14 protein-coding genes are annotated in these 15,877 nt (G+C 68.0%); 6 read left to right on the forward strand and 8 right to left on the reverse strand.

The window, feature by feature from the left end; genetic code table 11:
* Positions 1 to 105: 105 nt before the first annotated feature.
* From pstS to NA3_RS02630, 3 genes are all read right to left on the reverse strand, one after another.
* Entirely contained in the window at positions 106 to 1,218 is a 1,113-nt protein-coding gene (pstS, locus tag NA3_RS02620; protein ID WP_128145686.1) for a phosphate ABC transporter substrate-binding protein PstS, read from the reverse strand.
* Between the two features lie 228 nt (positions 1,219 to 1,446).
* Entirely contained in the window at positions 1,447 to 2,439 is a 993-nt protein-coding gene (gene mshD / locus NA3_RS02625; protein ID WP_062961956.1) for a mycothiol synthase, read from the reverse strand.
* 220 nt (positions 2,440 to 2,659) lie between these two features.
* Positions 2,660 to 3,433, reverse strand: coding sequence for a winged helix-turn-helix transcriptional regulator (locus tag NA3_RS02630; RefSeq protein WP_062961957.1), 774 nt, complete (start codon positions 3,431 to 3,433; stop codon positions 2,660 to 2,662).
* Between the two features lie 312 nt (positions 3,434 to 3,745).
* Between NA3_RS02630 and NA3_RS02635 the strand changes: the two genes are divergently transcribed.
* The 6 genes from NA3_RS02635 (at position 3,746) to NA3_RS02660 (ending at position 8,082) form a co-directional block, all read left to right on the forward strand.
* The gene (locus tag NA3_RS02635) at positions 3,746 to 4,552 is read left to right on the forward strand and encodes an LmeA family phospholipid-binding protein (RefSeq protein WP_062962043.1); all 807 of its coding nucleotides are present in this window, start codon (positions 3,746 to 3,748) and stop codon (positions 4,550 to 4,552) included.
* Positions 4,549 to 4,995 carry a thioredoxin family protein gene (locus tag NA3_RS02640; protein WP_062961958.1) on the forward strand — a complete coding sequence of 149 codons (447 nt, stop codon included), beginning with the start codon at positions 4,549 to 4,551 and terminating at the stop codon, positions 4,993 to 4,995. The genes NA3_RS02635 and NA3_RS02640 overlap by 4 nt, the downstream gene beginning before the upstream one ends.
* A gap of 359 nt (positions 4,996 to 5,354) precedes the next feature.
* Positions 5,355 to 5,840 (forward strand): DUF4395 domain-containing protein, encoded by a 486-nt coding sequence (locus NA3_RS02645; RefSeq protein WP_062961959.1) that lies wholly within the window; start codon positions 5,355 to 5,357, stop codon positions 5,838 to 5,840.
* A gap of 66 nt (positions 5,841 to 5,906) precedes the next feature.
* Positions 5,907 to 6,740: a sulfurtransferase gene (locus NA3_RS02650; protein WP_062961960.1), complete on the forward strand. Its 834-nt coding sequence runs from the start codon at positions 5,907 to 5,909 to the stop codon at positions 6,738 to 6,740.
* A gap of 6 nt (positions 6,741 to 6,746) precedes the next feature.
* Positions 6,747 to 7,052 carry a DUF1416 domain-containing protein gene (locus NA3_RS02655; RefSeq protein ID WP_062961961.1) on the forward strand — a complete coding sequence of 102 codons (306 nt, stop codon included), beginning with the start codon at positions 6,747 to 6,749 and terminating at the stop codon, positions 7,050 to 7,052.
* Between the two features lie 214 nt (positions 7,053 to 7,266).
* Positions 7,267 to 8,082 (forward strand): heme-binding beta-barrel domain-containing protein, encoded by an 816-nt coding sequence (locus tag NA3_RS02660; protein ID WP_062961962.1) that lies wholly within the window; start codon positions 7,267 to 7,269, stop codon positions 8,080 to 8,082.
* Between the two features lie 409 nt (positions 8,083 to 8,491).
* On the opposite strand, the gene cydC is transcribed toward NA3_RS02660, so the two are convergent.
* The 5 genes from cydC to NA3_RS02685 form a co-directional block, all read right to left on the reverse strand.
* Complete coding sequence (cydC, locus tag NA3_RS02665) at positions 8,492 to 10,279, reverse strand: thiol reductant ABC exporter subunit CydC (protein ID WP_084490973.1); 1,788 nt, start codon at positions 10,277 to 10,279, stop codon at positions 8,492 to 8,494.
* Entirely contained in the window at positions 10,276 to 12,171 is a 1,896-nt protein-coding gene (cydD, locus tag NA3_RS02670; protein WP_063917266.1) for a thiol reductant ABC exporter subunit CydD, read from the reverse strand. Before cydD ends, cydC begins: the two co-directional genes overlap by 4 nt.
* 6 nt (positions 12,172 to 12,177) lie before the next feature.
* Positions 12,178 to 13,239, reverse strand: coding sequence for a cytochrome d ubiquinol oxidase subunit II (cydB, locus tag NA3_RS02675; RefSeq protein ID WP_062961963.1), 1,062 nt, complete (start codon positions 13,237 to 13,239; stop codon positions 12,178 to 12,180).
* Between the two features lie 10 nt (positions 13,240 to 13,249).
* Positions 13,250 to 14,698 (reverse strand): cytochrome ubiquinol oxidase subunit I, encoded by a 1,449-nt coding sequence (locus tag NA3_RS02680; protein ID WP_062961964.1) that lies wholly within the window; start codon positions 14,696 to 14,698, stop codon positions 13,250 to 13,252.
* A 169-nt stretch (positions 14,699 to 14,867) separates the two neighbouring features.
* Entirely contained in the window at positions 14,868 to 15,782 is a 915-nt protein-coding gene (locus NA3_RS02685; protein WP_062961965.1) for an aminodeoxychorismate lyase, read from the reverse strand.
* Between the last annotated feature and the right edge of the window lie 95 nt (positions 15,783 to 15,877).

Here is a 15,877-nt window from a genome sequence, read left to right on the forward strand (position 1 = left end):
GAGGAAGTATCTCCCGGCGGGACTTCGTTGCCCGACCGCGGGCCGGTCGAATCCGACTGGCCCGCGGCGGTGACTTCGTCGTGGACGGTCATTGGGGTTTCGCAATCAGGAGATGGCGTTGATCGCGGTGGTCAGCTTGGTCTTGAACGCATCCGGGATCGGCACGTAGCCGGAGTCCTCGAGTCCATTCTGACCGTTGGTGACCGCGGAGGTCAGGAACGCCTTGACGGCCTTGCCGGTGTCGGCGTCGGCGTACTTCGAGCACACGATCTCGTAGGTGGCCAGCATAATCGGGTAGGCGCCCGGATCGGTCGGCTTGTAGAACGAGTTGGTGTCGATGATCAGGTCGTTGCCCTCGCCGACGATCTTCGCGGACGCGATGGCCTTACCGGCCGACTCCGTGTTCAGCGCCACCGGCTTCACGGCGGCATCGGTGATGATCTGCGCGGTGGACAGGTTCTGCGACCGCGCGAACGACCACTCGTTGTAGGTGATGGAGCCCTTGGTGCTCTTGATGGCGGCCGAGGTGCCCTCGTTGCCCTTCGCGCCCTCGCCGACGCCGCCGGCGAACGCCTTGCCCGCACCCTTGCCCCACGCGCCGTTGGAGGCGGCGTCCAGGTAGCGCTGGAAGTTGTCGGTGGTGCCCGACTCGTCACTGCGGAAGATGACGTGGATCGGGTCCGAGGGCAGGTTCACGCCCTGGTTCAGGCCCTTGATCGCCGGGTCGTCCCACTTGGTGACGGTGCCGTTGAAGATCTTCGCCGCCGTCGGGCCGTCGAGGGTCAGGTTGGTGACACCGTCGAGGTTGTAGGTGATGGCGATCGGACCGAAGACCGTCGGCAGGTTCCAGGCCGGTGCGCCACAACGGTCGGCGGCCTTCTTCGGCTCGTCCTTCTTCGGGTCCAGCGCCGAGTCCGAACCACCGAAATCGGTCTGGCCACCGATGAACTCGTTCACGCCGGCGCCGGAGCCGCTGGAGGTGTAGTCCAGCTTGGCGCCGTCGCAGTTCTGCTCGTAGGCGGCGATGAAGCGGTCCATCGCGTTCTTCTGAGCGGAGGATCCGCTGGCCTTCAGAGCCTTCTTGCCACCGCAGGCCACATCGACCTTGCTGGTGTTACCGGTTGCGGCCGAGTTGTCGTCGCTACCACAGGCAGTCAGTGTCAGAGTGCCGGCAGCCGCCAGCACACCGAGGAGAGCGCCGCTGCGCTTGAAATTCACCTGTTCCTCCGGGAAACGCTTCATACACGCCCGATCCCTCAACGACCGGACGGGTCCTGTGGGTGGCCGTTCGCAGAGAACTTGCGCACCGAGCAGCGAATGCCGCCCACGATCAAAGTAGATTCGTCCGGTTGACAGCGGGACCTGGGCAAGTGAACGCAGAGTGAACAACCCGGCGCGATTGCGGTTCAAACCTGTGAGATTTGCCGCAGTGTTACTGCGAGTGAATCACCGCGCGGTGTAGGCGGCGTCGATGTGGGCCGTCTCGAACCCCAGACGAGTATAGGTGTGCACGGCCGCGGTGTTGTCGGCCTCCGTATAGAGGATCACCGCGCCCAGACCTCGTTCACGCAGGTAGTGCAGGCCCGCGAGGGTGAGCACGCGCCCCAGTCCGCGGCCCTGGGCGGCCGGATCGATGGCCACCACGTAGACCTCGCCGACCGCGTCCGAGGTCTCGTCCGGCTCGTGCACCTTGGTCCAGTGAAAGCCCAGGATGCGCGCGGGATCCGCGGGATCGGCGGCGATGAACAGGCCCTTCGGGTCGAACCAGGGGGCCGCCCGCCGGACGGCGATCTCGGCCTCGGTCCAGCCGCCCTGTTCGGGATGCCAGTCGAACGCGGCGTTGTTGACCCGCAGGATCTCCGCGTCGTCGGCCGGCCCGGCATAAGTCCGCAGCACGATGTCGGCGGGCACCTCCAACTGCGGTAGCTCGATGGTTGCCTGATCGCTGTCCGAAGCCTCCGTCAGGGCCCGGCGCATCTGCCACAGTTCGCGCGCGATCGTCAGTCCGAGCCGGCCCGCGACCGCCCGCGCCGGCGCCAGATTGCCGTGCGCCCAGATCCGCGCACCCGGGCCGCCGGCTTGCAGGGCCGCCGCGACCAGCGTCGCGCCGATCCCGCGCCCGCGCGCCCTCGGATCCACCACGGCCTCGGCCATCGCCGGGTGATCACCGTGTGCCGGAACGAGATTCGCGTACGCGACGAGTTCTCCGTCCCGCTCGACGACAAGATGGCGGGCCCGCGCATCCGAGTCGGCGCGGTCGTGCTCGGCTGCGGCGGGTGCCCCGGCCGGGGCGAACGCGGTCACCGAGAGCACCGCTTGTTCGGAGATCGGCGCGACCGCGTCGGCGGCACCCGCGCGTTCGACCAACTCCACGATCCGCGCCGCGGTCGCTGGGGCCAATTCGGTGGTCCAGTCCGGCACCTGCACGCTCACACCCATCCCTCGCTCATCCGGTTCACGTCCCTCCGGCAACCGGGCCTCCGGTCACCGGCTCCTCCCACAACCGGCTCGGCCACCGCCGTGATTCCCGCCCGCGGCGGTTACCTGTCCCGGGCGCCGGTTTCGTTCCGGCGCAATACTTCTCGCGGCCGATCGTCCGCGCCACAACGCGCCGGGCGGGCATCTGCTCGCATCTCGCTTCTGCGGCCTGCCACCGACTTCATGAGGGACTGCCGTTGACCTGCGTCAACTGCGAGTCGTCGGCGCCGTCGTCGCCCTCGTCCGGGAATCCGGCCGCCTGCTCGCCGCCCTTGTTGTTGGCCGAGCGGGCCGGGCGAACCGCTTTGTAACCGACGTTGCGGACGGTGCCGATCAAGGATTCGTACTCACTGCCGAGTTTGGCTCGCAGCCGCCGCACGTGCACGTCGACCGTGCGCGTGCCGCCGAAGAAGTCGTAACCCCAGACCTCCTGCAGCAACTGGGCGCGGGTGAAGACCCGGCCGGCGTGCTGGGCGAGATACTTCAGCAGCTCGAATTCCTTGTAGGTCAGGTCGAGCGGGCGGCCGCGCAACCGCGCGGTATAGGTGCCCTCGTCGATGACCAGTTCGCCGAGCGTGATCTTGCCGGTGTTCTCCGGGCTGGCCGCGCCGCCGTTGCGGGCGACCAGCAGGCGCAGGCGGGCATCGAGTTCCGCCGGGCCGGTTCCCGGCAGCAGGATGTCGTCCAGCCCCCAATCGGCATTGACCGCGACCAGACCACCCTCGGTCAGCACCGCCACCACCGGTACCGAGGAGCCGGTGCTGCCGAGCAGTCTGCACAGTCCGCGCGCGGCCGCCAGATCGGTGCGGGCGTCGACCAGGGCCACGTCCGCGGTTCCCGCCTCGAGCAGCGATGCCACCTCGGTGGGCGCGGGCCGCACATTGTGCGGGAGCAGCGCCAGGGACGGCAGCACGGCTTCCGGGTTCGGATCGGAGGTCAGCAGGAGCAGCTCCACCGGCTCTCCTCCCAATCTGGCATGTCCGCGGGCAACCTCGACGTCAATCGCGAATCCATGCGCGTCGGCACAGGTAATTCGTGCCTACATTAGCGCGTGCGGAGCCCCGATCATGTATTCCGCACTTCCGCCGCACCCGTGCGGGGACCAGCGGCGATGGCCGCTGCCGGGCCTACACCCGCGCGCCCCACGTGGTCCGGGCAGATATCTTCGTACCGGGTAACCTCTCCTCGAGACGCCCACGCCTCGCACCCCTCCGCGCGCGACCGCCGCGTTCCGCGCGCCCGGACGGCCTGAACTCGGAGCATGTGGATGAGAAAACTGATCGTCGGGCTGCTGCTGGTGGTCGCGATCGCCGTAGTGGTCGATTTCACTGCGGCGGCCTACTCGGAGTACCGGGTATCGCGGTCGCTGCGCGCCGGCGGCGAACTCAGCGCCGACCCCGAAGTGACCATTCACGGATTCCCGTTCCTGGCCCAGACCGCGCGCGGCGACTACCGCAACCTCGAGATCCGGGCACGTGCCAACCGGCCCGACATTCCCGGTGAAATCCTCGTCGAAGCCACCCTGAACGGTGTCCACCTGTCGATGCACGATCTGGTGGACAACGACATGCGCTCGGTGATGGTCGACCAGGTGGCCGGCCGGATGCGGATCGAACCGGTCGAGCTGGGGCGGCTGTTCAACATCCCGGACCTCGAGGTGGTCACCCGCCCAGCCGACAAATCCGACGGCACCGGCGGGTCCGGCGGTTCGGGCATGACCACCCAGGGCGCCCTGGTCCTCACCGGCACCATCCAGCTCGGCCCCGAGACCCGCAGTACCGACCGGGTGAGCGTGAAGGCCGACCTGTTCCTCGACGGTGATCAGATCAAGTTGGTCGCCACCGACCTCTATCGCGGCGGCGTGGATACCACGGCGCCCACCACCACCGCCGCGGAACTGGGTCCCGACCTGGACAAGGCCGCGGTGCTGGCCCGCTTCACCCGCACCATCGACACCAAGGATCTGCCGTTCGGAGTGCCCCCGAAGAAGGTGCAGGCCATCGGCGGCAATATCGTGGTAGAGGGGGAAGGGGAGAATATTCGCATTGATATGGACAGGTTTGCCCGACCATGATTGAACTCACGATTCTGGCCGTCGTCCTGCTGGCCGGGGTGGCCGCGGGTATCGCTCTGCGTTACCGCGAGGGCCGCGTGCGAACGGCCAAGACCACCGAGATTGCGGGGTCGCGGGCCGAACTGCTCAGCGCCGTCGGTGTCACCGAGGCGGTGCCGACCGTGCTGCACTTCTCCGCCGAATGGTGCGGTCCGTGCGCCGCGGTCCGGCGGGTGGTGGCCGGGGTCGTCGCCGATCTGGCCGATACCGTGCAGCCGCCCCGCGATGTCGAGATCGATATCGACGCCGAGGCCGACCTCGCGCGCGAGCTCAACGTCCTGTCGCTGCCCACCACGTTCGTCTTCGACGCCCATGGGCGTGAGCGGTTCCGGATCTCCGGTGTGCCCAAGGCCACCGACCTGCGTAGCGCACTGGCCCCGCTGACGGTTCCCGAGGCGGCCTGAACTTCCTGCTCACGAGGGCTTTTCGCGCTGTGCTCCGAGAGCAGCGCGAGCCGTCCGCACGCCCGGTGCCCGCACCGGTTTCGTACCCCGGGTCCAATTCCCTCCCGAAACCGGGTAAACTGCTTGGCGTGCAAACCCGCCGAGAGCTGATGCTCACCCGACGCCGCACAGTCGATCTGTGCCGCCTCGGCGGTTGTTGCTGCCTGTGCATGTAGCCGGTCGGCCTTTCGTATCCCTGCCGCCGACCGGTTTCTCCACCGCGTGTGAGATCTCGTCGATCCCCCGGTGATCCGACCTATCTGACGGATAACCCGCAACCGGATAAGCCAGATAAGCCTTCCTTCAGCGCAGGAGTTCCCGTGCCTCAGAACACCAACTCACCCACCGGTCAGGTGGACATCCGCGGACCGCGGTTCGCGGCGTGGATCACCACCGGTGTCCTCGTGCTGGTCCTGATCGTCTCCGCTTTCTCGACGGCCGCCGCCGCGGTGCTGATCGCCCTGCAGGCGATCGTCTTCGCCCTCGGCGCGCTGTACGGTCCCCGGCGCAGCCCCTACGGCTGGGTCTTCGCCACCTTCGTCGCGCCGCGCATCGGACCGGCGACCGAAACCGAGCCGGTGCCGCCGCTGCGGTTCGCACAGCTCGTCGGTTTCGTCTTCGCGATCGTCGGCTTCCTCGGCTTCGCGGCCGGCGCCGGCGTGGTGGGCGCGGTCTTCACCGCCTTCGCACTGTTCGCGGCGTTCCTCAACGCGGCGTTCGGAATCTGCCTGGGCTGCAAGATCTATCCGCTCACCCAGCGGTTCACCGCGCGCACCCCGGCCGCCTCGAGCACCTCGACGAACTGACCGGCCCCCGCAAACCACCGATTCATCTCTCCACATACCCCGGCAAGTCACATCGAAAGGAACAACATGGCTCGCTCCGATGTCCTGGTCTCCGCAGACTGGGTCGAAGAGAACCTCAACACCCCCGGCGTCGTGATCGTCGAGGTCGACGAGGACACCTCGGCCTACGACACGGGCCATATCGAGGGTGCCGTCAAGCTCGACTGGAAGAAGGACCTGCAGGATCCGGTTCGGCGTGACTTCGTCAACCGGGAGCAGTTCTCGGATCTGCTGTCGGCCCGCGGTATCGGCAACGACGACACCGTCGTTCTCTACGGTGGCAACAACAACTGGTTCGCGGCCTACGCGTACTGGTACTTCAAGCTCTACGGCCACCAGAACGTCAAGCTGCTCGACGGCGGCCGCAAGAAGTGGGAGCTCGACGGCCGTCCGCTGTCGACCGATGCGGTGACCCGCCCGGCGACCACCTACAAGGCCGCCGAGCAGGACCTGTCGATCCGCGCCTTCCGCGACGACGCCATCCAGGCCATCGGCGTCAAGAACCTCGTCGACGTGCGTTCGCCCGACGAGTTCTCCGGCAAGATTCTCGCTCCCGCGCACCTGCCGCAGGAGCAGAGCCAGCGTCCCGGCCACATCCCCGGCGCCATCAACGTGCCGTGGAGCAAGGCCGCGAACGAAGACGGCACCTTCAAGTCCGACGAGGAACTGGCTTCCATCTACAAGGAAGCGGGCCTCGACGGCGAGAAGGAAACCATCGCCTACTGCCGCATCGGTGAGCGCTCGTCGCACACCTGGTTCGTGCTGCAGGAGCTGCTGGGCCACAAGAACGTCAAGAACTACGACGGGAGCTGGACCGAATACGGCTCCCTCGTCGGTGCACCGATCGAGTTGGGAGCGTAAATAGATATGTGTGCAGCACCTACCCAGGGTCAGGCCCTTCCGGCCAACGTCGACACCGAGAAGGAGACCGTCCTCACCGGACGCGTCCTCGATGCGGACGGTAACCCGGTAGGCGGCGCCTTCGTCCGCCTGCTGGACTCGAGCGACGAGTTCACCGCCGAGGTCGTGGCCTCCGGCACCGGTGATTTCCGCTTCTTCGCCGCGCCCGGCACCTGGACCATCCGGGCCCTGTCGTCGGCCGGCAACGGATCGGCCAAGGTCAGCCCGGAAGGGGCGGGCATTCACAACGTCGACGTGAGCGTCGCCAAGTAACAGCGACGCCGAGCGTCGACGGCAGGCGCCGAAAACTGCGCTCATCGCACGCGAACGGCCCCGGGATTCGTTTTCCCGGGGCCGTTTTCGTCTTCGCCGAGCGGGTCGTTAAACTCCGATATGTGGTCTTAACCTTCGAGATTCTGCTGGTCATCTGCTCCGTGCTGATCGCCTGGTTCGGGCTGTACGTCCTCTACCGGCTCTTCACCGAGTCGTGACCGATTCGGCGAGCGAGAACGTCGACAACGCAGCGACCAACGGTCACGCCTCACAGGCGCACGCCGAGGGGCGCGAGAGCGATGACGCGGCTCGCCGCAGTGCCGATGATGCGGCTCGCCGCAGTACCGATGATGCGGCTCGCCGCAGTACCGATGATGCGGCTCGCCGCAGTGGCGACGACGCGGCTCGCCGCAGTGGCGACGACGCGGTAGCCGAGGCTGCCGAGCGCGCCAAATCCACCGGCGGCCGCAACATTCCGCAGCTGCCGGGTCTGCCGCTGCCCGAGGACACCGCGAATCTGCGGCTGGGTCCGGATCTGAGCGCCTCCATGCTCGCGCTGCTGCCGCTGGTGGGCGTCTGGCGCGGTGAAGGCGAGGGCAACGATCCCGAGCGCGGCGGCGACTACCACTTCGGCCAGCAGATCATCGTCTCCCACGACGGTGGCGACTATCTGTCCTGGGATTCCCGTTCCTGGGTCCTCGACGCCGAAGGCAACTATTCCGGCCCCGATCTGCGCGAGAGCGGCTTCTGGCGGGTCGGCATCGACGGCGACGACGAGGTCATCGAACTCCTGCTGACCCACAGCTCCGGAATCGTCGAACTCTTCTACGGCCAGGCCCTCACCCAGTCGTCCTGGGAACTGGCCACCGATGTCGTGATCCGCAGCCAGTCCGGCGCGGTGGTCGGCGGCGCCAAACGCCTCTACGGCATCGTCGAAGGCGGCGACCTCGGCTACGTCGAGGAACGAGTAGAGGCCGACGGCGCCCTGAAGCCCCGCCTCTCCGCCCGCCTCCAGCGCTACATCGGCTGATCCGAGCCCCGGCCTCAGAGCCTTCGGCCGGGGTCGGTCAAGTCGATGTCGATCGCGTATCTCGACGGATGAGGGGACTCACTCGGAAACGGGTACGGCCCCCGAGCCGTTCCCGCGGAGATTCGATCTCGTCGCGGGTCCCGGTCGGACAAACCGGGGGCTCGGGGGCCGGGTGACTGCCTTGGATTAGTTCAGCGCTCGCGCGGGGACCGAATCCACTGCAGCGGGCCGCGGTACGGGGACCGCGGCTGTGGCGCTCAACCGGCAGCCACCTCACGCGTCCTCTGAATATCCATTCTTCGAACCACCTCCTTTCCCGTGTACAGACGAAACTACCGGCCGCGGCCGAGAGGCTGCAACGGATTTTTCGCAGAGCCGAATCGCGCCACCGACCTGGGGTTACGCCGAGTCAAGCGGCGACGCGGCGAGTGATCGATATCTCGCCGCCGGGTGCGACCGTGACCACGGTGTCGGCGCGGTGATCGGCGGGCAGCTGGTGGGTCACGACAACCACCGTGCGGTCCGGGTCGACGAGACCGCTGGTTTCGTCGAGCAGTGCGCGCAGCAGTTCGGCGCCCGCCGCCGCCTCCATATGTTCGGTGGGTTCGTCCAGGAGCAGGGTGTCGGCGGGGGCGACGAGAGCGCGTGCCAGCAGCAGACGACGGCGCTGCCCGCCCGAGAGTGCGGCCGCGCCGCCGACCAGATCCGTTTCCAGCCCCTCCGGCAGGGTATCGAGCCACGGCCCGGAACCGACCGCGCGCAGGGCGCTTTCGGCTTCCGTATCGGTCACGTCGCCGCGGGCCACGCGGAGGTTCTCCAGGACCGAGGTGCCGAACACGTGGGCATCCTCGGCGAAGAAGGTGCGGCCGGGGCGCGGGGTATCGAACAGTCCGGCCCAGTTCATCAGCAGCGTGGTCTTACCCGCCCCGCTCGGGCCCACCACCGCGATCCGGCGGCCCGGCGGGAGGTCGGGCAGCGTCCGTATCAGCCGGGCACGCAGATCACCGGACGCGTCATCGGCCGGCGCCGTGGCATTGTCGTCGGTGGCATTGTCGTCGGTGGCATTGTCGTCGGAGGCATTGTCGTCGGAGGCGATGTCGTCGGGGCGGACAGCCCGCGACGCCGGCTCGACCGGGTCGAGGGCACGAATGCGGCGTAGGGCGGCGCGGCCCTTGGTGAGGGCTTGCGCCGCGGCGGGCAGCACCCCCACGGCCTCGAATGCCGACAGTGGCAGCAGTACCAGTATCGCGAAGGCCATCGGGCTGATCCCACCGGCCGGTGCGGGTTGCAGTGGCTCGGCCGGCGCTCCGAAGCCGTTGCCGTACAACACGATTCCGATCAGCAAGGCACCGAGCACACTGGCGCCGATCGACAACGGGGTCGCCGCGGCCGCCCACGCGCTGCGCGAGGCCGCCCGGTCCTCGGCACGCACCGCGCGCTCGGCGGCGGTCGTGGCGGCCGTCATCGCCGTCTCGAGCCGTCCGGCGACCCGCAGTTCGGGGGCGTGATCGAGCACGGTCACGGCCGCGGCCCGGAATTCGGCACGATCGGATTGCACCGCCAGTTCCGCGTCACGCGCCGCGCGCGCGGAGAGCCAGGGCGCGAACCCGCCGGAAACCAGCAGGGCCACCGTCAGAATCACCCCGGCCGGCACGGAAATCGTGGCGAGCAGGGCGACGGCGGCGAGCGAGAGCAGAATCGCGACCGCGATGGGAACCACCGCACGCACGATCACGGCGCCGAGGTCATCGATATCCGCACCGATCCGGGTGAGCAGGTCGCCCCGGCGCAGCAGCCCGGTCTCCCGTCCGGCGCCGACACCGGAGTCTCCTTCCCGGCCTCGGAGGCCGGCGCGGTCGCGGCGCAGGGACGAGATATCGGTGCGCGCCAACGCCGAATACACCGCCGTGCGGGCGGTGGTCATCGCACGCAGTGCGACGTCGTGGGTCGCCAGCCGCTCGATGTAGCGGAACAGCCCGCGGGAGATACCCAGCGCCCGCACCGCGACCACGGCGACGCTGAGGTCCAGCACCGGCGGCATCTGCCACGCCCGCGCGATCAGCCACGCCGCCAGCGCCGCCAGCGCGAGTCCACTGCCCAGCGCGATCGTCCCCCAGCAGATCGATACGAGCACGCGCCACGGGGAGATCTCCGAAACCCGCCGCAGCTCACGCAGTTCGGCCCACAGGGATTTCACGGCGCCCACTCCCCGGTCATCGTCCGGCAGAGTTCGCGATCGTCCGACTCACGGTGTGCGGCAAAGGTTTCCGCCGGTTCGGGCGCGGGCCGCGCGGGCACCTCGATGATGTGGTCGGCGATGGCCAGCACGGTGGGCCGGTGCGCGACCACGACGACCGTCGCGCCCGCGCGGGCCCGTTCGGTGAGGGCGGCGAGAACGGTGGTTTCGCTGTGCTCGTCGAGGTGGGCGGTGGGCTCGTCGAACAGCAGAATCGGGCGGTCTGCCGCCAGCACGCGGACCAATGCCAGGCGTTGGCGTTGGCCGAGGGACAGACCGATGCCACCGGGGCCCACCACGGTGTCCCACCCGTCCGGAAGTTCGGCGAGGACGGTGTCGAAACCTGTTGCCCTGCACGCGTTGTCGACAGCGTCGGCGTCGTGGGCGGCATCACCGCGCCCGGCAGCGCCGGCACGGGCGCCGAAGAGTTCGAGGTTCTCGCGCAAGGTGCCGGGCAGCAGCACCGGGCGCTGCGGCAACCAGGCGATATGCGACCACCACCCGTCCGGATCGAGCTCACCGACCGGGCGCCCGCCAACCAGGACCGCACCCCGTTCCGGCGCCATCAGGCCCAATATCACTTGCAGCGCAGTCGATTTCCCGCTCCCGTTGGGTCCGATGAGGGCGGTCACCGCTGCCGGTCGCAGCACACCCGACAGTCCGGCGGGCGCGTACCCGTCCCGTGCGCGCACCCACACGTCACACAGTTCGACATCTCCGGTCCCCGGTTCGACCGGGACCTCCACCGCGGGCGGCTCGCCGGATCGGCGGGCACCGCGGTCATCTGCCCGCGAAACTCCGGTGGGCGCCGCCACCGAGACATCCTCCGCATCGGCGACGGCCGCGGACAGGTCCCCCGCCTCGGCGGGGTCCGGCTCCAGTACCGTGAAAGCCCGTTCCGCAGCGGCCATTCCGTCCTGTGCCGCATGGAATCTCTCCCCCACCGCTCGCAGCGGCAGATAGACCTCCGGGGCGAGGATCAGGCCAAGCAGACCGGCGTACAGGCCCATATGCCCGAAGACCAGCCGCATGCCGATCGACACGGCGACCAGTGCCACGCACAGGGTCGCCAGCATCTCCAGCACCATCGACGACAGGAACGCCATCCGCAGCGTCGCCATGGTCCGCCTGTGCAGCGCCTCGCCGAGCTCGCGCACCCGATGCCGCATGGTCGGCGCACCGTCCTCGGCCGCACCGGTTTCCCGCCCGAGCGCCCGCAGCGTCGGCATCCCGGCGAACAGGTCGAGCATCTGGTCCGACAGCCGGGTGGTGGCGGCCAGGGCGTCGGCGGCACGACCCTGGGTCATCAGCCCGATCAGGATCATGAAGATCGGGATCAGCGGCAGCGTCACCAGGATGATGATCGCCGCGGTGAGATCGTGCACGGCGATCACGGCCAGCACGACGGGCGGTACCAGTACCGCCAGCAGCAACGCCGGCAGATATCCGGTGAGGTAGGCGCGCAATCCGCCCAGTCCGTCGCCGACCACCACCGCGAGTTCGGTTCGCCGCCGGTCCAGTTCGCGCGGTGGCAGGGCCGCGCCGGCGGCCAGGACGGAATTCTCCAACTCCGCGACCACCTGCGCGCCGGCTCGATGCGCCAGCCGCGACTGCCACCAGTTCGCCACCGTCCGCACCGCGATCGCCGCGGCCAGGATCGCCAGCTCGGCGGTCCACGCGCCGACCGTGCGCTGCCCGGGGTCGGTGATCACGCCCGCCGCGATCCGGGCCAGCATCAGCGCCGCGACCACGATGCCCGCCGTGATCCCCAGCGACAGTCCCACGCTGAGGATCAGATATCGGCGGGCCGAGCGGGCGTGGCGCCAGAGCCGGGGATCGACGGGTCGGGCCATGGGGACCTACCGCGCGCCGCTGCGCATCGACAGGCCGATGGGCGCGGGGATCTGCTCGACGGTGATGCGCTTGCGGAAGACCCAGTACGTCCAGCCCTGGTAGACCAGCACGACCGGAGTCAGCACCACCGCGACCCAGCTCATCACCACCAGCGTGTAATGCGTGGAGGAGGCGCTGACGGTGGGATGCCCGTCGACCATCCGGCCGTCGACGGTCAGCCCGTAGGCGGCGTCGATGGTGGACGGCAGCACATACGGGAACAGCGCACCGAACAGCAGCACGATCGCGGCGACCACGGTGACGGCGGTGCCGGTGAACGCCCAGCCGTCGCGATGCCGCAGCACCGCACCACCGGCGAGTAGCAGGCCGAAGACCGCCAGGCCCAACGGAATCCAGGTCCAGCCCTGGCCGTGGGCGAACTGGGTCCACAACGCGAACGCGGCGGCGACCACGGTGGCCGGCAACCAGATCATGCGGGCGATCCGCTCGGCGCTCTCGCGAATATCGCCACCGGTCTTCAAGGCGATGAACACCGCGCCGTGCAGGATGAACAGCAGCAGCAGCGTCAGGGCGCCGAGCAGCCCGTAGGGGTTGATCAGGCCGAGCAGACCGCCCTCGATCTGCTTGTGCGCGTTGAGCTGTACCCCGTGGACGATATTCGCGAAAGCCAGTCCCCAGGCCAACGCGGGCACCCAGGAGCCGAAGACGATCGCGGCGTCACACCACTTGTACCAGCGCGGATCGTGGATCTTGCCACGCCATTCGATCGCCACCGCGCGCACGATCAACGCCACCAGAATCAGCAGCAGCGCCAGGTAGAACCCGGAGAACAGACTGGCGTACCACTCCGGGAAGGCGGCGAACATCGCACCGCCCGCGGTGATCAGCCACACCTCGTTGCCGTCCCAGACCGGCCCGATCGTGTTGAGTACGGCGCGTTTTCGCGTTTCGTCGCCGCGGCCGATGATCGGCATCAGTATTCCGACGCCGAAATCGAAACCCTCGAGCACGAAGTAGCCGGTGAACAGGACACCGATCAGCAAGAACCAGAATTCGGGCAGACTCATCCTCGGCTCCTCAGTACGCGAACGAAAGTTTCTCGACCGCAGGCGTTTCCGTCTCCGCGGGTGGCTGTTCGGGCCCTTCGATCACATAGCGCCGCATCAGGAAGAACCACACGATCGCCAGGACGCCGTACACCAGCGTGAAGACGATCAGCGAGGTCAGCACGGTGCCGGCGGTATGTCCGGAGACGGCTTGCTGCACGGTCATCCGGATGGCGGGATTACCGGTGGGATTCGGTGCGACCACCCACGGCTGGCGGCCCATCTCGGTGAACACCCAGCCGGCGCTGTTGGCGAGGAACGGGGTGGGGATACAGATCAGGCTCAGCCATTTGAACCAGTTCTGATCGGGCACCCGGCCACGGCGAGTCATCCAGAAGCCCAGTAAGGCGATGGCCGCCGAACCGATCGCCCAGCCGATCATCGCGCGGAAGGTCCAGTAGGTGACGAACAGGTTGGGCCGGTAGTCGCCGGGCCCGAACTTCTCGTTGTAGCTGACCTGCAAGTCCTTCACGCCCTGCAGCGTCACGCCGCTGAACTGGCCCTCGGCGAGATACGGCAGCACACCCGGCACCTGAATGACATGGGTGACGCTGTCGCAGTTGTTGTGCGTGCCCACGGTGAGCACCGAGAAGTTCGGATCGGTTTGGGTGTGGCACAACGATTCCGCCGAGGCCATCTTCATCGGCTGCTGTTTGAACATCAGCTTGCCCTGGATGTCGCCGGTGAATACCAGTGCGATGCCGGCGATCACGATCACCCACATCCCGGCGCGGGCGGCGGGCCGCCACATACCGCGCGCCTCCGCCATCAGCTCCGGATGACCCGAGCGGGCGTTGCGGACCATCCACCAGCCGCCGATCCCGGCCACGAAGGTGCCGGCGGTGAGGAACGCGCCCGCGACGACGTGCGGGAAGGCCGCCAACGCGGTGTTGTTGGTCAGCAATGCGCCGATGCTCTCCAGTTCGGCGCGCCCGGATTCGGGATTGTAGCGGGCGCCGACCGGATGCTGCATGAACGAATTGGCGGCGATGATGAAGTAGGCGGAGGCGTTCACGCCGATCGCGACCAGCCAGATGGTGGCCAGGTGCACCAGTTTCGGCAGCCGCGACCAGCCGAAGATCCACAGGCCAAGGAAGGTCGATTCCAGGAAGAACGCGGCCAGCCCCTCCATGGCCAGCGGGGCGCCGAATACGTCGCCGACGAAGCGGGAGTATTCACTCCAGTTCATGCCGAACTGGAACTCCTGCACGATGCCGGTGGCGACACCGAGCGCGAAGTTGATCATGAATAATTTGCCGAAGAACTTCGTCAGCCGATACCAATGATCCTTACCCGTGATCACCCATGCGGTCTGCATCCCGGCGACCATCGGCGCGAGGCCGATGGTGAGCGGTACGAAGATGAAGTGATAGACGGTCGTGATCCCGAACTGCCAACGTGAGACGTCGACGACATCCATCCGGCGGCCTCCTGTGTCATGCGGGACATCCACACGTACTACGACATGTCGTAGTAGAGCCTACGCCGGAACAGCCGTGGAGCAACGAGTCCTACGTCACGACATCCCAACAATTATTGCTGCGTAGTAACGGGTTCGGAGGTTCCGACGCTCCGACACCGCAGTCGAATCAGGTCCAGTCGGCGATATTCCAGGCCCGCTCGATCCCGCGATTCACCAGATCCACGATCTCGTCGGCACAGTCCGGCGCCGACATCCGCAGGCCGTCCAGCGTCGCCACCCGCGCGGCCAGCGTGATGCTCGACAGTAGCCAAACACTGTCGGCGGTAACGAGATCCGCGGTGAACAGCGACTTGTAGCCGCAGTCCCAGCCGGCCTTGCCCGCCTCGGCGAACAATGCTCGCTGGGTGATGCCGGGCAGTACGCCGTCCCGCGCGGGCGGGGTGAGCAACTGCTTGTCGCGCTGGATCACGACCGTCGAGCGCGGACCTTCCAGCACGCGATGCTCGGTACTGGTGAAGATCACATCGTCGGCGTTCTGGCGGGCCGCGAAGCGCAGCGCCGCCATATTCGTCGCGTAGGAGAGCGTCTTGGCGCCCAGCAGCAACCACGGGGCGGTGGTGGCGAGGTCGGTGGAAATGCCCCGAGTGAGGGTGATCACCGAAATACCTTCGGCGCGAGCCTTACTGACCCGCTCGGCGACCGGGCTCACCAGCACGTAACCGGTGAGATCCGGTGCCGGGCCGGACAGTTCACCGGAACCGGCACGCGTGGACTCGGCGCCGTCGCGGCCCCGGGTCACGATCATGCGCAAGACGCCCTCGCGGTCGGATCCCCATTCCTTGACCGCGGACTCCACCGCGGTGCGCCACTGGGCGACATCGGGGTCGGGCAGGTCCAGCGCCTGGGCCGAGCGGCGTAGCCGAGCCAGATGTAATTCCAGTGCACTTGCTTTGCCGTCCCGCACCAGCACCGTCTCGAAGACGCCGTCGCCGCGCAACGCGCCGATATCGTCCGCGTAGAGCAACGGCTCGTCCGGATTCCGGACGGTACCGTCGAGTGTCACCAGAACTCGATCCACCATGCGTGGCAGCCTAGGCGAATCGAGCGCATCAGGCGTGGGTACGCAATCGTCGGGCAACGCCCGGGCGAGCCCCGCGCCGACAGGCGTATCCACGG

The sequence above is a fragment of the Nocardia africana NBRC 100379 genome (assembly GCF_001612635.1).
In the GTDB taxonomy this organism is placed as follows: Bacteria; Actinomycetota; Actinomycetes; order Mycobacteriales; family Mycobacteriaceae; genus Nocardia; species Nocardia africana.

What these genes read in the sequence shown, in the direction of transcription:
- NA3_RS02635 (WP_062962043.1), top strand. Translation starts at nt 3,746, where the DNA reads ATGAGAAAACTGATCGTCGGGCTGCTGCTGGTGGTCGCGATCGCCGTA.
- NA3_RS02650 (WP_062961960.1), top strand. Translation starts at nt 5,907, where the DNA reads ATGGCTCGCTCCGATGTCCTGGTCTCCGCAGACTGGGTCGAAGAGAAC.
- NA3_RS02640 (WP_062961958.1), top strand. Translation starts at nt 4,549, where the DNA reads ATGATTGAACTCACGATTCTGGCCGTCGTCCTGCTGGCCGGGGTGGCC.
- NA3_RS02680 (WP_062961964.1), bottom strand. Translation starts at nt 14,698, where the DNA reads ATGGATGTCGTCGACGTCTCACGTTGGCAGTTCGGGATCACGACCGTC.
- NA3_RS02685 (WP_062961965.1), bottom strand. Translation starts at nt 15,782, where the DNA reads ATGGTGGATCGAGTTCTGGTGACACTCGACGGTACCGTCCGGAATCCG.
- NA3_RS02655 (WP_062961961.1), top strand. Translation starts at nt 6,747, where the DNA reads ATGTGTGCAGCACCTACCCAGGGTCAGGCCCTTCCGGCCAACGTCGAC.
- cydD (WP_063917266.1), bottom strand. Translation starts at nt 12,171, where the DNA reads ATGGCCCGACCCGTCGATCCCCGGCTCTGGCGCCACGCCCGCTCGGCC.
- cydB (WP_062961963.1), bottom strand. Translation starts at nt 13,239, where the DNA reads ATGAGTCTGCCCGAATTCTGGTTCTTGCTGATCGGTGTCCTGTTCACC.
- mshD (WP_062961956.1), bottom strand. Translation starts at nt 2,439, where the DNA reads ATGGGTGTGAGCGTGCAGGTGCCGGACTGGACCACCGAATTGGCCCCA.